Raw genomic sequence first — 16,007 nt, 5'->3', positions numbered from 1 at the left:
TGGGTGCCGCCACGGTGGCTGCCACCGCCACGCTGATGGCCGTGAGCCCCCTTGGCGGCAGCGGCCGGGACGCGGGGGCGGTGGGCGCCGTCGCGTCCCGGGCGCTCGCGGCACCCCACCAGGCGCAGGGCGCCGATTCGACCCTGGTCAATCTGAGATTTCCGGCCATCGGCCCGCTCGGCGTGACCGCCTTCTCCGGCCTCTACGGCACCTCGCAGTCCGAGGGGGTGCCCGCCGAGGACTCCGGTGACTTCTCCGACCCGGACGGCGTGCTGCAGCACTCCACCATCGAGGGCACCCAGGTCTCCCGGACGTCCAGCCAGTCCGCGAAGGCCTACGCACAGGCTCAGTTGACCCAGTTCGCACTGAAGCTGGGATCGGCGCAGCGGTTTCTGAGCATCGGGCGCAACCCCGCCGTAGCCGCCGCACCGGGTGGCTCGGTGGCTTCTCTCGACTCCTACGCGGAGTGCGTGCCGCCGCCGGTGGGCCCGTACGCCCTCGCGTACGCCAGGACGGCGGGGGCCGTGATCGAGGCGTTCGGCCAGCAGATCCAGGTCGGTACGACGACCCTGAACGTCTCCGGTGCGGACCTCGGCCGGCCCGACACCCTGGGCCCGAGCACGGTGACCCTCACCTACCAGCCGCACCAGGACCCACCGGGCGACGTGGCGTCCCGGGTGGGCAGCGCGCGCGCCTGGGTGGACATCACGGCGCAGGGCGAACTGAAGGACAAGGCGGGCCGGACGGTCTACCAGGGGGACATGCTGGACCTCCGGCTGGGCGACACCTACGCCCACTGCGAGCCGCAACCCACGCCGACACCGACTCCGACGCCCACTCCCACGCCGACGCCCACTCCCACTCCCACTCCCACACCGACCCCGACGCCCACCCCCACGCCGCCCCCGACCCCCACCCCGGAGCCCACGCCCACCCCGACACACCCGGGCAAGCCCACCGACGACGACAAACCGCATGGCAGCGGTGGAGCCGACGGGAACGGCACCGGCGGAGGGGACGGCGGCGACCTCGCCCACACCGGCGCAGACGCGGCCGTACCGGCGCTGTCCGTCGCCGCAGCACTGCTCACCATGGGCACGCTGCTCACCTGGCTGGTCCGCCGCACGTCACCGCGCCGCAACCACTGACCGGTTGACCGCCTGACCGCCTGACCGGCTGCGGGCCCGCACCACTTGTCGGTGCGGGCCCGCACCAGGTACGGGCGCGGACCAGGTACGGGCGCGCACCAGGTACGGGCGCGGTCCCCGAGCACCGAAGTAACCGCCCTACCCCCGCGGCCCGTTACCCCAGCACATGCGCCGCATAGCGCTCCGCGACCTCCGTCAGCGCCTCGCCGCCGTCGCGGGCCCACAGGGCCTCGTTGAAGATCTCGACCTCGATCGGCCCCGCGAAGCCGGTCGCGTCGACCTGCTGACGGAAGCCCCGCATGTCGATGCTTCCGTCTCCCAACTGGCCGCGCCCAAGCAGCACTCCGGCCGGCAGCGGAGTGATCCAGTCCGCCACCTGGAAGGAGTGGATCCGGCCACCCGCGCCCGCGCGCACGATCTGTGCGGGCGCCTGGTCGTCCCACCAGATGTGGTACGTGTCGACGACCACCCCCACCTGTGTGGCGGGGAAGCGTTCGGCCAGGTCGAGGGCCTGGCCCAGCGTCGAGACCACGCACCGGTCGGAGGCGAACATCGGGTGCAGCGGCTCGATCGCCAGCCGCACCCCCCGCTCCTCGGCGTAGGGCCCGAGCACCGCCAGTGCGTCGGCGATACGCTCCCGCGCCCCGGCGAGGTCCCGGCTGCCGGGCGGCAGTCCGCCGGAGACCAGCACCAGCGTGTCCGTGCCGAGGGTGGCCGCCTCGTCGATCGCGGTGCGGTTGTCCGCCAGGGCGGCGGCCCGCTCCGCCTCGTCCGGGGCCGTGAAGAAGCCGCCCCGGCACAGGCTGGTGACCGTCAGCCCGGCGTCCCGCATCAGCTTGGCCGCGCGCTCCACCCCGTACTCCTGGACGGGCGCCCGCCAGAGGCCGACCGCGCCGATCCCGGCGGCCGCGCAGCCCTCGGCCAGTTCGGGCAGCGACCACTGCTTGAGGGTCTCCTGGTTGATGCTGAGCCGCGAGAGGTCCGCGCGATCCGCACTCACTGGGCCACCCCCTGCACGTTCAGCAGCGACCGCATCCGGTCCGCCGCCAGCGCCGGATCGGGGAACAGCCCGACCCCGTCCGCCAGTTGGTACGCCTTCGCCAGATGCGGCAGCGAGCGCGCCGACTGGAGACCGCCGACCATGGTGAAGTGCGACTGGTGCCCCGCGAGCCAGGCCAGGAACACGACGCCCGTCTTGTAGAAGCGGGTCGGCGCCCGGAAGAGGTGCCGCGACAGTTCGACGGTCGGGTCGAGCAGCTTGCGGAAGCCGTCCGTGTCACCGGTGTCCAGCACCCGTACCGCCTCGGCGGCCAGCGGTCCCAGCGGGTCGAAGATGCCCAGCAGGGCGTGTGAGAAGCCGCGTGCGTCGCCCGCGATCAGCTCGGGGTAGTTGAAGTCGTCGCCGGTGTAGCAGCGGACGCCCTCCGGCAGCCTGCGCCGCAGGTCGATCTCGCGCTGGGCGTCCAGCAGCGAGACCTTGATGCCGTCGATCTTGTCCGGGTGCGCGGCGATGACCTCCAGGAAGGTCTCGGTAGCGGCGTCCAGGTCACTGGACCCCCAGTAGCCGTCCAGCGCCGGGTCGAACATCGGGCCGAGCCAGTGCAGCACGACCGGCTCGCTCGCCTGCCGGAGCAGATGTCCGTACGTCGCCAGGTAGTCCTCGGGGCCGGTGGCGGCGGCGGCCAGTGCGCGCGAGGCCATCAGGATCGCCTGGGCGCCGGAGGCCTCGACGAGGCTCAGCTGCTCCTCGTACGCGGCGGTGACGGTGGCCAGGTCGTGTGTGCCGGGCGGGAGTTGGTCGCTGCCGACGCCGCAGGCGATCGCGCCGCCCACCGCTTTCGCCTCGGCCGACGAGCGGCGGATCAGCTCCGCCGCGCCCGCCCAGTCCAGGCCCATCCCGCGCTGTGCGGTGTCCATCGCCTCGGCGACCCCGAGGCCGTGCGACCACAGGTGACGGCGGAAGGCGAGGGTGGCGTCCCAGTCCACCGCCGCCGGGGAGTCCGGCGAGGTGTCGGCGAAGGGATCCGCGACGACGTGCGCGGCCGAGAAGACCGTACGGGAGACCAGCGGGGCCCCGCCGCCGGTCAGGTACCGGGACGGCTCGGCGCGCGGGGTGTAGGAGTGGGTGCCGCCCCCCGGGACGGGAAGTGTCAGCGGGGCGTTCACAGGGACAGCTCCGGTACGTCGTAACGGCGGCCCTCGGCGGAGGACTTGAGGCCCAGCTCGGCGAGCTGGACGCCGCGCGCCCCGGCCAGGAGGTCCCAGCTGTAGGGCTCGTCGAGGACGACATGGCGCAGGAAGAGTTCCCACTGGGCCTTGAAGCCGTTGTCGAAGACGGCGTTGTCGGGGACTTCCTGCCACTGGTCGCGGAAGGACTCGGTGACCGGGAGGTCGGGGTTCCAGACCGGCTTGGGGGTGGAGGAGCGGTGCTGGACGCGGCAGTTGCGGAGCCCGGCGACGGCGGAGCCGTGCGTACCGTCGACCTGGAACTCGACCAGTTCGTCGCGGTTGACGCGGACGGCCCAGGAGGAGTTGATCTGGGCGACGGCGCCGCCCTCCAGCTGGAAGACGCCGTACGCCGAGTCGTCGGCGGTGGCGGCGTACGGCTTGCCCTGCTCGTCCCAGCGCTGCGGGATGTGGGTGGTGACCAGCGCCTGGACGGAGGTGACCCGGCCGAACAGCTCGTGCAGCACGTACTCCCAGTGCGGGAACATGTCGACGACGATGCCGCCGCCGTCCTCGGCCCGGTAGTTCCAGGACGGGCGCTGCGCCTCCTGCCAGTCGCCCTCGAAGACCCAGTAGCCGAACTCGCCGCGCACGGAAAGGATTTCACCGAAGAAGCCGCCGTCGATGAGGCGCTTCAGCTTGAGCAGGCCCGGAAGGAAGATCTTGTCCTGGACGACGCCGTTCTTGATCCCGGCGGCACGGGCGAGACGGGCCAGCTCCAGGGCGCCGTCGACGCCGGTGGCGGTCGGCTTCTCGGTGTAGATGTGCTTCCCGGCGGCGACGGCCTTCTTCAGTGCCTCCTCGCGGGCGGAGGTGACCTGGGCGTCGAAGTAGATCTCGATCGACTCGTCGGCGAGTACGGCGTCCAGGTCGGTCGACCACTCGGTGAGGCCGTGCTGCTCGGCCATCGCGCGCAGTGCGTGCTCGCGGCGGCCCACCAGCACCGGCTCGGGCCACAGGACGTCGCCGTTGCCGAGGTCGAGGCCGCCCTGCTCCCGGATCGCCAGGAGGGAGCGTACGAGGTGCTGGCGGTATCCCATCCGTCCGGTGACGCCGTTCATGGCGATCCGCACTGTCCTGCGTGTCACGTCAGTCCCCTCCGTACAACCACGGTCATGTCGTGCGACGTCTTGACCCGTACGCCGCGTAGAAAGCGCTTTCTATGCGCTATGAAGCAAGAAGCTAGCCTGCTCGCAGCAGTGCGGACAAGACCCGCAGGCGAATTCGGATGAACGCGGGGAGCCGCGTGGAGCGCAGAGCGAGGTCGGTCGGATGTCAGTGACGTTGTCGGACGTGGCACACCGGGCCCAGGTGTCCCCGGCCACCGTGTCCCGTGTCCTGAACGGGAACTACCCGGTGGCGGAGGCCACCCGTGAGCGGGTGCTGCGGGCGGTGACGGAGCTGGACTACGTGGTGAACGGCCCGGCCAGCGCGCTCGCCGCGTCCACCTCCGACCTGGTCGGCATCCTGGTCAATGACATCGCCGACCCCTTCTTCGGGATCATGGCGAGCGCGGCGCAGGCGCGGATCAGCGCGGTGGCCGCCCGGCCGGGCGGCGAGAAGCTGGCCGTGGTGTGCAACACGGGGGGCTCGCCCGCCCGCGAGCTCACCTATCTCACCCTCCTCCAGCGCCAGCGCGCGGCGGCCGTGATCCTCACGGGGGGCGCGATCGAGGATGCGGAGCACTCGGCGGCGGTGGCCGCCAAGCTGGCGAAGCTGGCGGCGGCGGGAACGCGGATCGTGCTGTGCGGGAGGCCGCCACTGGATGCCGGGGGCGGCGGTGGCAGTGGCTCCTGGAGCAGCGGCAGCGGGGTGGTGGGCCGGGGTGGGGTGTCCGGCGTCCCGGAGGCCGCGCCCGGTGGTGCCGTGGGGGTGGCGCTGGGTTCCGAGCTGGGTTCCGAGGCCGCCGCCTCCCCCGTCACGGCGACGCTCTCCTTCGACAACCGGGGCGGGGCGCGGGCCCTCACCGAGCATCTGCTCTCGCTCGGCCACCGGCGGATCGGTTACGTCGCCGGGCCCGCCGAGCGGACCACCACCCGCCACCGGCTGGAGGGGCACCGGGAGGCGTTGCGGGCGGCGAGGGTGACGGACGACCCGGCACTGCTGCTGCACGGGGCGTACGACCGCACGTCGGGCGTCGACGCGGCCCGTCGACTCCTCGATGCCGCGCCGGACCTGACGGCGATCGTCGCGGCGAACGACACCATCGCGCTGGGCGTCTGCACGGCCGCCCGCGCACGCGGCCTGCGCGTCCCCGAGGACCTCTCGGTCGCGGGCTTCGACGACCTCCCGTCGGCGACGGACACGGTGCCGGCCCTCACCACGGTGCGGTTGCCGCTGTACGAGGCGGGGGCGCGGGCGGGCCTGCTGGCCACGACCGGTGAGGCGGCCGCGGGACCGGACGGGGTGGAGACGGTTCCGGCGCAGCTGGTGGTACGGGGGTCGACGGCGGCGCCTCGCGGCAGGTGAGGCGGCTCTTGCGCAGGGGGCGGGGTCCGCTGTCCGGGGCGCCGGGGTCCGTATTCGGAGGCACCCCCGGGCTAGCGGCCGCCCGCCACCCGCAGCACCGTTCCCGTCGTGTACGACGCCTCGGGTGAGAGCAGCCAGGCGACGGCGGCGGCGATCTCGGCGGGTTCGCCGGCCCGGCGGAGGGGGATCTGGGGGGCCATCCGGGAGGGGCGGTCGGGGTCGCCCATGGTGGTGTGCATGTCGGTGTCGACCAGGCCGGGGGCGACGCCGTTGACACGGATGCGGTCGGGGCCGAGTTCCTTGGAGAGGCCCAGGGTGAGGGTGTCGACGGCGGCCTTGGAGGCGGCGTAGTGGACGTACTCGCCGGGGCTGCCGAGGGTGGCGGCGCCGGAGGAGATGTTGACGATGGCGCCGCCCCGGCCGTGGGCGGTCATGTCGCGGACGGCCCGGCGGCAGCAGAGCAGGGTGCCCAGGACGTTGACGTCGAGGACACGGCGGAGGTCCTCGGTGGCGGCCTCGGCGAGGGGCGAGAGCCTGCCGGTGACACCGGCGTTGTTGACCAGGCCGGTGAGCGGGCCGAGCCCGTCGGCCACCGCGTCGAAGAGGCGGTCGACGTCCGCCTCTTCGGAGGTGTCGGCACGGACGGTGAGGCAGCGGGCCCCCACAGCGCGGACGGCGGCCGCGGTCTCCTCGGCGGCGGTGGAGTCCCGGAGGTAGGCAAGGGCCACGTCGTGTCCGTCCTGGGCCAGCCGCAGGCAGGTGGCGGCGCCGATGCCTCGGCTGCCCCCGGTGACCAGCGTGATCGGGCGGGCGGAAGGTGCGGAGTGGGACATGCGGTGCCTCCTGGGGCTGGTGCGTCGCGCTGGGTGCATGATCCGCCAGGTGGTGGGGCGGGTTACGCGCGGGGTGCCGCCGCGAGGGGGCGGCCGGCGGTGACGACGGGGCGGACCTTGGTCAGGAGGAGGTCCAGGAAGACGTCGGGTCGGTGGAAGGACGCGAAGTGGCTGGCGTTCTCGATGTACGCGAACTCCTTGACGGGTGCGGTGACCTCGTCGAAGTAGGCCTTGGCCGCCTCGGGCGGGGTGATCACGTCGTGGTCGCCCTGGAAGACGAAGAAGGGGAGGCCGAAGTGGGTGCCTTCGGCGCGGTCGTCGAGGTTCTCGGTGTGCTCGGTGATCCGCTCGGAGAAGGTCTGGCCCTTGAGGAAGTGGCGGAGGTCGCTCAAGGAGTGCAGGGGTGAGAACCAGAGCGACTTGAGGACCACGGCCTTGAAGGCGCGCAGGGTGAATGGATCGCTGGCGACGGTGAGTTTGGCGAAGGCGGTGCGCTGGGCGGGGGTCCAGCGGTGGGCGTCCGGGCCCATCGCCTCGACGGCGGCGAGGTCCTTGCGCTTGCCCGCGTCGCGCAGACGGGCGAGAAGTGCCTGGTGGGCGGCGTTGGTGGCGTGCGGGTCGGACCCGACGTGGATGTTCTGGTCGGTGCCGACGTACGCCGAGTAGAGGTGCGGGTGGGAGCGGGCGAGGCGGAGGCCGAAGGCGGTGCCGTAGGAGTTGGCGAGGAGAATCACCCGGTCCACGCCGAGGCGGGTGCGGATGTGCTGGGTCATCTCCAGGACGTCGGCGAGGACCTGGGTGAAGGTGACCGTGCCCTGCCCCTCGGGGCCCGAGTGCGCGAAGGTGCGGCCGGTGCCACGCATGTCCCAGCGGACGATCGTGAAGTGCTTCTCCCAGGGGCGGGTGAGCGGTGCGTACGGGGAGTTGGAGGCGCCGGGGCCGCCGTGCACTTCGAGGATCACCGGGTTGTCGGCCAGGTTCTCGCCGCGTACGGAGACCCAGTGGGCGAGGCCGTTGACGTGGACGAAGCCCTGCTCGTCGATGCCGTGGGGGCCGGTGAGGCGCAGCCGGCGGGTGGCGCGGGCCCGATGGAGAGCGCGGTGGGCGAGGAGCGCGGTGAGCGGGGCGGCGGCGAGGCCGGCGGAGGTGAGGGCGATGACGGTGGCGGACATGACTGCTCCCCTGAGTTGGCGACTCAAACTGCTTAAGGCCTAAGCAGTTGCGATGTGCTTAAGCTATACACAGTTCTCGGGGCGGTCAATGCCCGCGACGGCGAAGACGGAGAAGAGGAGCGGCCGGATGGCGAAGAAGCGTGACCCCGAAGCGGCGCTGGCCCTGCTGTGGGGCGAGCAGGCGCAGCCCGGGCGGGGCCCGAAGCCGTCGCTGAGCGCGGCCCGGATCGCCGCCCGTGCGGTGGAGATCGCCGACACGGAGGGGCTGGAGGCCGCGTCGATGCAGCGCATCGGCAAGGAGTTCGGCGTGACGACGATGGCGTTGTACCGCTATGTGCCGGGCCGCTCCGAACTGGTGGAGCTGATGGTGGACGCGGCGATGGCGCCGCCGGAGCCGGTGGACGGCATCGTGGGCGGCTGGCGGCCGCAGCTGGCGGACTGGACGCGGCAGTGCTGGGCGATGTACCGCCGCCATCCGTGGATCCTCACCGCCACCGCGATGCGCCGGCAGCTGATGGGGCCCAATCAACTCTCCTGGATGGAGGCCGCGTGGGGACCGCTCGCCGGGACCGGACTCACCCCGGCCGAGCAGCACGACACCTTCCTGCTCCTGGTGGGCCACGTACGCAATCTGACCCAGCAGCTCACCGACGAGGACGCGGCGGCGGGCGCCGAGTGGGCCCGGCTCACCGCGAACCTGCTGGAGCGGCACGGCCACCGCTATCCCGCCCTGACCGCCGCCGTCGCCGCCGGGGCGTTCGCGCCCGGCACGGGCGACCCGCTCGGCTTCGGGCTGGAGCGGATCCTGGACGGAGTGGCGGCGCTGGTCGCGCGTCAGGGACGGGATTAGAGCCTGGGCCTGGGCCGGGGAGGCCGGCCGGTTGCCCTGCCGGTTGCCCGGCCGGTTGCTCGGAGCGGCGCCGGACGGCGTCCGCGAAGGCGTCGCGTCAGTTGCTCAGGGCGTCCGCGCGTCGCGTCAGTTGCTCAGGGCGTCCGCGACCGTGTCGTAGAAGAGGGCGTGCGAGGTGCTGGAAGCCGGGAGTTCCGGGTTCCAGGGGAGGGCGCGGACGCCTTCGCCGAGGCGGGCCGGGTCGAGGAGTTCCGCGTTCGCGCGTACGTCGGCGAGGACGATGCGCGGGGTCAGGGCGGCGGCCGTGGGCCAGTCGACGGTGGCCCAGTTCATGCCGCCCTCGGGGGGCGGCGAGAGCAGCGGTACGCCGAGGGCGGTGAGCGCGCGGAGGTCCGGCCAGGCCTGCGGGCGGGCCAGGTGGACCTGGGTGTCGCCCGCCGGGGAGAGTGCCAGGATCGCGGGCGCCGCAGGGCTGGCCAGTGACTTCAACCGGGCCTGGGCGTCGGCCAGTTGGCGTCCCGCCTCGGGGGGTTCGGTGGAGCCGAGACTGTCCGCGAGGGCGGCGAAGTCGGCCCGGACCTCTTCCAGCGAGCGGCCCTGCCCGACGTCGATCACCACTACCGGGAGCTGCTCCTCCAGGTGTTTGGCGGCGTCCGGTTCCATGCCGTAGACGGCGCCGCCGCCGTAGCTGACGGCGACCAGCAGGTCCGCGCCGGAGGCCAGTACGGAGTCGGGACCGAGGGTGGCGCCCGCACCTAAGTAGGCGAGGTCGGAGAGCGGAAGGCTGCCGGACTTGGCACGGTCGGGGGTGGGGCCGTCGTGGAAGGAGCCGAAGATCCCGGTGGGGCGCAGACCGTGGTCCCAGAGGGTGGCACCCGCCTGGATGTAGGCGGCGATACGGGTGGGACGGGTCGGTGCGGTCGCCAACTGGCCACGGGAGTCGGTGAATTGCCAGCCGGGGGCGGCGGGGGTCGAGTCGGTGTGTGCGGAAGTCATGGGCCTGTCCTGCCCCGTACTGCTGTTCCCTAACACGGTTGCGCCCCCCGCTTGCCGAAGGTGTTCCGCTCGCGGCCCCCACGACGTACCGTTGACTCAGTCAAAGGAAATCCGGCAGAGCCCCACGACGGGAGCACCCCGTGAGCATCCACGAAATGCGGGCTTTCAACCGCTTCTATACCCATACGATCGGCGCACTCGACTACAGCCGCCACCTCAGTGCCCCCTACACCCTGACCGAGTCGCGCGTCCTGTACGAACTGGCACACGCGTCCCACACCGACGCCGCCGACCTGCGGGCCCGACTGCGCCTGGACGCGGGATACTTGAGCCGCCTGCTGACCAAGTTCGAGCGGGACGGCCTGGTGGCCCGCAAGGCGTCCCCCCGCGATCCGCGCCGCCAGCGCGTCACCCTGACTCCACGCGGCCGCGAGGTGGCTTCGCTGCTCGACGAACGGGCCCGGGAGGCGGTGGGCGTGATGCTCTCCCGGGTGCCCCCCGAGGAGCGGGAGCGGATGGTGCGCGGGATGCGGGACGTACGGGAGGTTCTGGAGGGGGCGCGGGACAGGCCCCCTCAGGTGGTGCTGCGGGAGTCGGGTCCTGGGGATCTCGGCTGGATGGTGGCGCGCAACGCGGCGCTGTACGCGGCCGAGTTCGGGTTCAACGTCGAGTACGAGGGCCTGGTCGCGCAGATCGTCGCCGACTTCGCCCGGGATCACGACCCGGAGCTGGAACGGGTGTGGATCGCGGAGATCGACGGCCGCCCGGTGGGGTGTGTGATGTGTGTACGGGAGGAGTCCTCGCCCGGGGTCGCGTCCGCCCGGCTGCGGCTGCTGCTGGTCGAGCCGTCGGCGCGCGGGCTCGGGGTCGGGCAGCGGCTGGTGGAGGCGCTGGTGGATTTCGCCCGTGCGGCGGGGTACCGGGAAGTGGTGTTGTGGACCAATGATGTGCTGGCCGCCGCACGGAAGATCTACCAGCGGGCGGGGTTCGTCCTGGTCCGGGAGGAGCCGCACCGGTCGTTCGGTGCGGATCTGCTCGGGCAGGACTGGCGCCTGGACCTGACGGGTCCTGACGCGCCCGCGAACCGGACCGCCGCAGAAACAGAAGGAGTTGTCGCACAGTGAAACTGGCCTTTTCCACCCTCGGTGTGCCCGGGATGCCGATGTCCGACGTCGTCGCGCTGGCGGTGGGCACCGGGTATCAGGGCGTCGAGTTGCGCGCCCACCCCGAGGAGCCGGTGCACCCGGGGATCGGGGCGAAGGAGCGGGCCGAGGTGGTGGCGACGTTCGCTGAGGCGGGCGTGGAGATCCTGACCGTCGCCGGGTACGCCAAGGTGGCGGCGCCGGGCGAGGACGCGCCCGTACTGGAGGAGATCCGCGCCCTGCTGGAGCTGGCGCGCGATCTGGGGGCGTCGTACATCCGGGTCTTCCCCGGGGCGGGGGAAGCGACGGAGGGGGACGCCCTGGAGGCCGGGGCCACCCTCACCGGCGGGGACGCACGGGCCGCCCGGCGGCTGGGCGCCGCTGCCGAGATGGCGGACGACCACGGCGTACGCATCCTGCTGGAGACGCATGACTCGCACCGGGCGGGGGTGGACGCGGCCCGGGTGGTCGCAGCCGTCGGGCACGGGAGTGTGGGTGTGCTGTGGGATGTGATGCACACCTGGCTGGGGGGCGAGAGCCCGGCCACCTCGCACGGGGTGCTGGCGCCCTATCTCGGCTACGTACAGGTGAAGGACATCGTGTCGGCGCAGGACACCACCCCGCTCGCACTGGGCGCCGGGGTGTTGCCGCTCGCGGAGTGCCTGTCGCTCCTCAGCCCGAACCAGTGGGTGTGCTGGGAGTACGAGAAGCGGTGGTATCCGCAGGCCGAGGAGCTGCCGGGGCTGCTGGCTGCGGGACGGGAACAGCTGGCGCTGCTGGCGTCCGGGGAGCGTTCCCGGCCCTGAGCCGGGACGTCACGAACCGGGGCATCCGGAACTGGGCCAGTGCCACCCCTCCCACCAGGAGCGCCGCCGCGCACCACCGCACTCCGCTGACCTGCTCGCCGAGGAAGAGGGCCGCGGAGGTCATGCCGAAGACCGGCACGAGCAGGGTGAAGGGGGCGACCGAGGAGGCGGGGTGGCGGCTCAGCAGGAAGCCCCAGGCGCCGAAGCCGAAGACCGTCACCACCCAGGCGACGTAGAGGATGATGCCGGCGCCGGTCCAGTCGAGGGCGGCCAGCGCGGCCAGGTCCCGGTCCCAGCCCTCGAAGAGCAGGGAGAGGCCGAGCAGCGGAAGGACCGGGACGGTGGAGACCCAGACCATGAAGTTGAGCGGGTCCGGGGCTGCGGCCCTGCGGGTCAGGACGTTGGAGACACCCCAGCAGGCGGCGGCCGCGACGATGAGCACGAAGGCGAGTACCGGGCCGCTCGCACCCTCGTCGTAGGCGGCGACGCCGACCCCGGCGAGGGCCACACCCATCCCCCACAGGCGTGCGCCGCCCAGTCGTTCGCCGATGAACAGCACGGCGAACAGGGCGGTGAAGACCGCCTGCACCTGGAGGACCAGGGAGGACAGACCGGCGGGCATCCCCTGGTCCATCCCTACGAACAGCAGCCCGAACTTGCCGACCCCGAGCGCCAGCCCCACCCCCACGATCCACTTCCAGTGCACCTTCGGCCGCCCCACGAAGAAGAGCGCGGGCAGGGCGGCGGCCAGGAAGCGCAGGGCGGAGAAGAGCAGCGGCGGAAAGTGCGAGAGGCCGATCTCGATGACGACGAAGTTGACTCCCCAGACGGCGGCGACGACCACGGCCAGAACGATGTGGGCGGGACGCATGGGGGCGGGACCCGTGGGGTCGGGCCCCATGGGGGCGGAGACGGCCGGCGACGAGGACGGGGACGCGGGCAGGGACGGGGACGCGGGCAGCGACGGCGAAGCGGATGCGGATGCGGATGCGGATGCGGGCATGCGTCGAGGATCACCAACACCGACCCTTTAGCACCAGCGCGGATCACTTCATGATGGGATTCAGCAACGCTAATGAATCACCGCATCCTTATCGTCAAGCGACTGGTGGTCCCGTGCTCGATCTCTCCCGGCTGCGCGCCCTGCACGCGGTGTCCGTGCACGGTTCGGTGGCGGGCGCGGCCACCGCGCTCGGTTACACCCCCTCGGCGATCTCCCAGCAGATCGCCAAGCTGGAGCGGGAGACTCGCACCACTCTCCTGGAACGCCGGGGCAGGGGCATCGCCCTTACCGAGGACGCCCTCCAACTGGCCTCCACCGCACAGGAGTTGCTGGCCATCGTCGAACGTGCCGAAACCACCCTGGAGGAGCGGCGCGGACTGCCCGGCGGACGGCTGACCGTGGGCGCCTTCGCGTCGGCGGCGCGCGGGCTGCTCCCCGGGGTGCTGGCCCAGCTCGCCCGCGAGCACCCGGCCCTGGACGCCCGGCTGACCGAGGTCGACCCGCACCTCTCGGTCGACCTGGTCGCCAAGGGGGTCCTCGACGTGGCGGTCGCCCACGACTGGGACATCGCCCCGCTGCCCGCGCCGGAGGGCGTCGAGCAGGCGGTGATCGGCGACGACCCGTGCGACCTGCTGGTACCGGCCGGGCACCCCCTCGCGGGACGCGCCGACGTCCGGCGCGAGGAGCTGGCCGCCGAGCGGTGGATCTGCCAGCCGCCCGGCACGGTCTGCCACGACTGGCTGATGCGCACCCTGCGGGGCGCCGGTTACGAGCCGGACATCGCCCATCAGGCGGAGGAGAACCACACCCAACTGGCCCTGATCTCAGCAGGTTTGGGCGTGGCGATGATGCCCCGACTGGGGCGCGGGGAGCTGCCCGAGGGAGTGGCATCGGTACGTCTGGACCCGGTGCCGACCCGACGGCTGTACGCCCTGTGGCGCACGGGAGCGGCCCGGCGGCCGGCGATCCGGGAGGCGGTGCGGGTGCTCCAGGAGCGGTGGGCCGCCCCCGGAGCCCCGACCCGCTAGTAGCTCAGCCCGTACCCCACCGGATACAGCACCTCCGTGGGCGTCGCCGCCTTCTGTACCGGGACGGGCAGCCTGCCCACCGGTCGCACCCGTCCCGCCAGGACCCTCGCGGCGGCCTGCATCTCCACATCGGTCCAGGAGTACGAGGCGAGGTGGGCGCGGGCGCCGAGGCCGGCCAACTGGGCCACGTCGTAAGGGTTCTGGATCGCCACCGTCACCACGGGTACGCCGGTCGCGGCCAGTTCGCTCACCAGGGTGCGCTGGGCACTGGTGGGGGTGACGTTGCGGGTGGCGACGACCACCACGTCCTTGCCCGCCCCGGCGGCGGCCACCGCCTCGTCGATCTTGGCGCGGGTGGGGGCGGATCCGGTGGACAACGCCGTCGCCGTGAAACCGAGTTGGGTCAGGGCGGCGGCGAGGACGGTGGTGGGCGGGCCGGTCGTGCCGGAGGGCGAGGCGGGGTCGACGCCGAGCACCAGGACGTTGCGCCGCTTCCGCCGGTTCAGGGGCAGCGTGCGGTCTTCGTTCACCAGGAGGGTGGTGGTGGAGTCCGCGATGCGGTCGGCGGCGGCGAGGTGGGGGCGGATGCCGACGGTGCGGTCGACACCCCGGTGGGTGACGTACGGGCGGTCGAACAGGCCGCGCCTGGCCTTGAGCTGAAGGATGCGCAGGAGGGACTCGTCGAGGCGGGCCTCGGTGAGTTCACCGTTCTTGACGGCGGCCAGCACCGCGTTCCAGGCGACGTCGAGCAGCGGCGGGTTCAGCAGCTGGTCGCAGCCGGCCTTCAGGGCGAGCACCGGCACCCGGTCGTCGCCGTACTTGGTGCGCACGCCCTGCATGCCGAGCGAGTCGGTCACCACCACACCCCGGTAGCCGAGTTCCTCGCGCAGGACGCCGGTGAGAATGGGGCGGGAGAGCGTGGCGGGATCCCCGGACGGGTCGAGGGCCGGAACCACGATGTGTGCGGTCATGATCGAGTCGATGCCGGCGGCGATCGCGGCCCGGAACGGCGGGGCGTCGATGGCCTGCCACTCCTCCCGGGTGTGGTCGATGACCGGGAGTTTGTCGTGGCTGTCGTCCTTGGTGTCGCCGTGGCCGGGGAAGTGCTTGGCGGCGGTCGCGATGCCACCGCCGTCCTGGTAGCCCTTGACCTGGGCGGCGACCAGGGCGGACACGGACTGGGGTACGGAGCCGAAGGAGCGGACGCCGATCACCGGGTTCGCGGGGTCGATGTTGACGTCGGCGTCGGGGGCGTAGTTCTGGCGGATGCCGAGGGCGGCGAGTTCGGCTCCGGCGATGCGGGCGGCCTCGCGGGCGTCCCGGGTGCCCCGGCGGAAGGCGCCCGCGCCCAGCGCCATGGCGCCGGGCATCAGGGTGGCGGGTTTGCCGACGCGGGCGACGATGCCGTGTTCCTGGTCGGTGGAGATGAGCAGGGGTATGCGGGTGCGCTGGGCGAGGCCCACCTGCTGGATGCCGTTGGAGAGGTCGGCGATCTGGTGCGGGTCGCGGGTGTTGTGCGCCCAGGCGAAGTAGATGATGCCGCCCACGTGGTACTTGGCGATCAGTTCGGCGGCGGTGCGGACGCCGATCTCCTTGAGGTTGGCGTCGATGTCCGCCTGGTCGGGGGCGGTCGCGGAGTGCCCGTACACCCGCATCACGAAGAGCTGCCCGACCTTCTCCTGAAGGCTCATGCCCGCGATCAGTCGTCTGAGGCGGTCGGTGGAGGGGCGGTCGGCCGCTGCGGCGGGTGCGACGGCGACGATTCCCGTGGCGGCGCCCACCAGGGAGGCGGCGCTCGCGGTGAGCACGGTGCGGCGGGTGGGGGTGGAGTGGGCGAAGCGGGTGGAGGTGCGGTCCGGCACGGGGATCCCCTTCTGAAGGCCCTCGAAGATTCTTGAAGGAAACTTCCAGCGGGGACACGCTTTCCCGAAAGTAAGTACCCGTCAATACCTGTGCAACGTAAGGGAGTTGCGGTACGAAGGAGAGTGAGCGGGAGAGAGGGCCGCCACCGGCGCATGTGGAGGGGGCGCACCGGTGGCGGCGTGCTGCTGGCCGCAGGCGGTTGGAGAGGGGAGTCAGCGAACGCAGCCAGCAGCGAGGGCTGACACCGCTCTGCGGAGACTCACCAGCAGTACGCGGATTGGACGGGGCACCGGGCGAGTGGGTTCCCGGGATTTCACGGTTCCGGGGAAGTTTCCGGGAATTGGTACGGGTGGGGCGGGGGTGGTGCACGGGGCGACCTCGCACCCGTATGACCTGTGCACATGTGACCCGGCGGTCCCGGCCGTCCCTCTGATGTCCCCTGGTGTCCGCGCCGTGTCCCCCGTGCGGCGG

13 protein-coding genes and 1 pseudogene are annotated in these 16,007 nt (G+C 72.4%); 6 read left to right on the top strand and 8 right to left on the bottom strand.

Annotated elements, in window-relative coordinates; all coding sequences use genetic code 11:
* The first annotated feature begins 41 nt into the window (after nucleotides 1–41).
* Nucleotides 42–1,148: a hypothetical protein gene (locus tag ACIA73_RS15960; protein ID WP_399439094.1), complete on the top strand. Its 1,107-nt coding sequence runs from the start codon at nucleotides 42–44 to the stop codon at nucleotides 1,146–1,148.
* 154 nt (nucleotides 1,149–1,302) lie between these two features.
* Here ACIA73_RS15960 and ACIA73_RS15955 read toward each other — a convergent pair whose 3' ends face one another.
* From ACIA73_RS15955 to ACIA73_RS15945, 3 genes are read right to left on the bottom strand one after another with little or no spacing between them, the layout of a single operon-like run.
* Entirely contained in the window at nucleotides 1,303–2,148 is an 846-nt protein-coding gene (locus ACIA73_RS15955; protein WP_399439093.1) for a sugar phosphate isomerase/epimerase family protein, read from the bottom strand.
* Nucleotides 2,145–3,302, bottom strand: coding sequence for a dihydrodipicolinate synthase family protein (locus ACIA73_RS15950; RefSeq protein WP_399439428.1), 1,158 nt, complete (start codon nucleotides 3,300–3,302; stop codon nucleotides 2,145–2,147). The genes ACIA73_RS15955 and ACIA73_RS15950 overlap by 4 nt, the downstream gene beginning before the upstream one ends.
* Before the next feature lie 8 nt (nucleotides 3,303–3,310).
* On the bottom strand, nucleotides 3,311–4,462 hold the full coding sequence (locus tag ACIA73_RS15945; RefSeq protein ID WP_399439092.1) for a Gfo/Idh/MocA family protein: 1,152 nt from the start codon (nucleotides 4,460–4,462) through the stop codon (nucleotides 3,311–3,313).
* Nucleotides 4,463–4,646: 184 nt separating this feature from the next.
* Here ACIA73_RS15945 and ACIA73_RS15940 point away from each other — a divergent pair, with 184 nt between their 5' ends.
* Complete coding sequence (locus tag ACIA73_RS15940; protein ID WP_399439091.1) at nucleotides 4,647–5,843, top strand: LacI family DNA-binding transcriptional regulator; 1,197 nt, start codon at nucleotides 4,647–4,649, stop codon at nucleotides 5,841–5,843.
* A gap of 71 nt (nucleotides 5,844–5,914) precedes the next feature.
* On the opposite strand, the gene ACIA73_RS15935 is transcribed toward ACIA73_RS15940, so the two are convergent.
* Together ACIA73_RS15935 and ACIA73_RS15930 are read right to left on the bottom strand one after the other, a co-directional pair.
* A complete protein-coding gene (locus ACIA73_RS15935; RefSeq protein ID WP_399439090.1) occupies nucleotides 5,915–6,676 on the bottom strand; it encodes a glucose 1-dehydrogenase in 762 nt (253 codons plus the stop codon).
* A gap of 62 nt (nucleotides 6,677–6,738) precedes the next feature.
* Nucleotides 6,739–7,848: an alpha/beta fold hydrolase gene (locus ACIA73_RS15930; protein WP_399439089.1), complete on the bottom strand. Its 1,110-nt coding sequence runs from the start codon at nucleotides 7,846–7,848 to the stop codon at nucleotides 6,739–6,741.
* Nucleotides 7,849–7,975: 127 nt separating this feature from the next.
* Here ACIA73_RS15930 and ACIA73_RS15925 point away from each other — a divergent pair, with 127 nt between their 5' ends.
* A complete protein-coding gene (locus tag ACIA73_RS15925) occupies nucleotides 7,976–8,698 on the top strand; it encodes a TetR/AcrR family transcriptional regulator (protein WP_399439088.1) in 723 nt (240 codons plus the stop codon).
* A gap of 126 nt (nucleotides 8,699–8,824) precedes the next feature.
* Here the strand turns inward: ACIA73_RS15925 and ACIA73_RS15920 are convergent, their stop codons facing one another.
* Nucleotides 8,825–9,694, bottom strand: a complete 870-nt coding sequence (locus tag ACIA73_RS15920) for an ABC transporter substrate-binding protein (RefSeq protein WP_399439087.1) — start codon at nucleotides 9,692–9,694, stop codon at nucleotides 8,825–8,827.
* Between the two features lie 140 nt (nucleotides 9,695–9,834).
* Here ACIA73_RS15920 and ACIA73_RS15915 point away from each other — a divergent pair, with 140 nt between their 5' ends.
* Together ACIA73_RS15915 and ACIA73_RS15910 are read left to right on the top strand one after the other, a co-directional pair.
* Entirely contained in the window at nucleotides 9,835–10,818 is a 984-nt protein-coding gene (locus ACIA73_RS15915; protein WP_399439086.1) for a GNAT family N-acetyltransferase, read from the top strand.
* Nucleotides 10,815–11,642, top strand: a complete 828-nt coding sequence (locus ACIA73_RS15910; RefSeq protein ID WP_399439085.1) for a sugar phosphate isomerase/epimerase family protein — start codon at nucleotides 10,815–10,817, stop codon at nucleotides 11,640–11,642. The genes ACIA73_RS15915 and ACIA73_RS15910 overlap by 4 nt, the downstream gene beginning before the upstream one ends.
* 16 nt (nucleotides 11,643–11,658) lie before the next feature.
* On the opposite strand, the pseudogene ACIA73_RS15905 reads toward ACIA73_RS15910, so the two are convergent.
* Nucleotides 11,659–12,513: pseudogene (locus tag ACIA73_RS15905) on the bottom strand (EamA family transporter); the annotation flags it as partial.
* Nucleotides 12,514–12,758: 245 nt separating this feature from the next.
* Between ACIA73_RS15905 and ACIA73_RS15900 the strand changes: the two are divergent.
* Entirely contained in the window at nucleotides 12,759–13,673 is a 915-nt protein-coding gene (locus ACIA73_RS15900; RefSeq protein ID WP_399439084.1) for a LysR substrate-binding domain-containing protein, read from the top strand.
* Here the strand turns inward: ACIA73_RS15900 and ACIA73_RS15895 are convergent.
* Entirely contained in the window at nucleotides 13,670–15,535 is a 1,866-nt protein-coding gene (locus ACIA73_RS15895) for a glycoside hydrolase family 3 protein (protein WP_399439083.1), read from the bottom strand. The genes ACIA73_RS15900 and ACIA73_RS15895 overlap by 4 nt on opposite strands.
* Nucleotides 15,536–16,007 lie beyond the last annotated feature (472 nt).

Source organism: Streptomyces sp. NPDC051561 (genome assembly GCF_044454195.1).
Lineage (GTDB): Bacteria > Actinomycetota > Actinomycetes > Streptomycetales > Streptomycetaceae > Streptomyces.
The sequence above is the reverse complement of the archived record's forward strand: the minus strand, read 5'-3'. Positions and strand labels throughout refer to the sequence as shown.